The sequence below is a fragment of the Buttiauxella noackiae ATCC 51607 genome (genome assembly GCF_001654865.1).
GTDB classification, from domain to species: Bacteria; Pseudomonadota; Gammaproteobacteria; order Enterobacterales; family Enterobacteriaceae; genus Buttiauxella; species Buttiauxella noackiae.
Genome location: NZ_LXEO01000071.1, coordinates 1 through 1,929, shown reverse-complemented (window position 1 = coordinate 1,929; position 1,929 = coordinate 1). Strand labels below are relative to the sequence as shown.

Genomic DNA, 1,929 nt, shown 5'->3' with positions numbered 1-1,929 from the left:
CCTTTATATGATAACGGTAAGGATGTGCTCTTCGTTCAACCCGGGGGTCGCCGCCATGAAGGTCGAACCACTCTGAATATGGGGGGGGGAGTGCGTTTGTTCCGTGGTCAATGGATGTACGGTACAAACGTTTTCTTTGATAACGATATTACCGGACATAACCGGAGGGTTGGCATTGGTGCAGAAGCCTGGACCAATTACCTGCGATTTTCTGCTAACAGTTACTTTGGCATGAATGACTGGCATCAGTCACGAGATTTTGAAGATTACGACGAGCGTCCGGCAGACGGATTTGATATTACTACAAACGGCTGGTTACCCTCTTACCCTCAGCTCGGTGCAAAACTGAAGTATGAGCAATACCGCGGTAATCATGTTGGGTTGCTCGGTAAAGAAACGTTGCAAAAAAATCCGAAGGCGTTGACGCTCGGACTTGAATGGACCCCGGTTCCGCTAGTTTCACTGGGAACAGATTACCGAAACAGTGGTGGTCATGATGAGATGGAATTGCAGGCGAAATTCAACTGGCGCTTCGGTGAATCTTTGTCTGATCAGCTTTCTGGTGAGAAAGTTGGTTTCAGTCGTACGCTGGCAGGTAGCCGCCTGGATCTGGTTGAACGAAATAATAATATAGTTCTGGATTACCGCAAACAGCAGGTTGTGCAGCTGACGTTGCCTGATACGATCAGGGGCAACGGATTGAGTACGCAGCAAATAAATGCGTCAGTGTCAGCGAAACATGGGCTGGCAAGCATTGAGTGGAATGCCCCGGAGCTCGTGGGTGCGGGTGGAAAAATTACATCTATCGGTACCAATGTGTTGCAGGTACAGTTACCTGAGTATCATTATTCATCTACAAATCAGTATGTTATACATGCTCGTGCAAAAGATGTCAGGGGGAATTATTCTCCGTCGGCTGAAACCACGGTGGTAGTAGACGGTGCTGAAGTCAGTGCGGACCGTAGCAATGTAGCATTCAGTCTCAATAACCTCCCTGCTGACGGGCGTTCTGCCTCTCTGATTACACTGAGGGTACAGGATGCGAATGGTCATCCGGTACAAGGTATTGCTTCATCCATTGTGCTTCCATTTACATTTTCTCCATTCACTACGGCAATGAACAACGTCAAGTCTGTTGGTGGAAAAGTCTGGGATGTATTGACTGGATCTCTGATGTCTCAGGCCATGGCCGAGTTACCTGCCGCCACGGCCAGTGGTGGTGTAAAAATCGGCCAGATCAAGGAAGTTCAGCCCGGTGTGTACGAAGCAAATCTGACTGCCGGTGTAGTGCCCGGAACGGTTGAAGTCAGCCCTCGCGTAGCGGGCGTGGCCTTGTCACCTAAAAGTCTTATGCTGGGAGTCAACGTTAAATCTTTGTCGCCAGGGAAGATCCAGCCTCCTTCAGTTAATCCGAAAGCGGATGGTGATCCGGTAAAAGTCAATGTTCCAGTCATGACTCCGGACGGAAAATTGGCTAAAAATCTTAAAGTCAGTATCAGCGTGAATGGAACGATACATGACACCATTACGGATGAAAACGGATATGCCCAGCTAAGCCTGCCTGGGCAGACGACACCGGGTGACGTCACTGATAACATCGTGTTAAACGGGCATGCTGAGTCAATTACCCTTCATTTTGAAGATGGTTCTGTATTCGGTCCAGCACCGGCGGCAATGAATATTGTTGCTGACAACGTGGCGTCCGGAAAATTGCTCTTTACCGTACTGGATCCCAAAGGTAAAGGAAAAAATAACGAAAAAGTGCATGTTACTGTAGGGGGACAACCCCTCAGTGACGGTGTAACCAATAATGCTGGTGAGGTAAGTGTTCCTCTTTCATCTTCATCTACTGCAGGTGATGTTAATGTCATTGTAAGTCTGGACAATGGCGCCAGCCAAACCGTGACTGTTCATTATCTGGCTCTCACC

The 1,929-nt window shown here is 48.5% G+C and carries 1 protein-coding gene; it reads left to right on the top strand.

Going from position 1 to position 1,929, the window contains the following annotated elements:
- Positions 1 to 1,929 (top strand): inverse autotransporter beta domain-containing protein (locus tag M979_RS22030; RefSeq protein ID WP_157093295.1); only part of this gene is annotated, 1,929 nt, incomplete at both ends.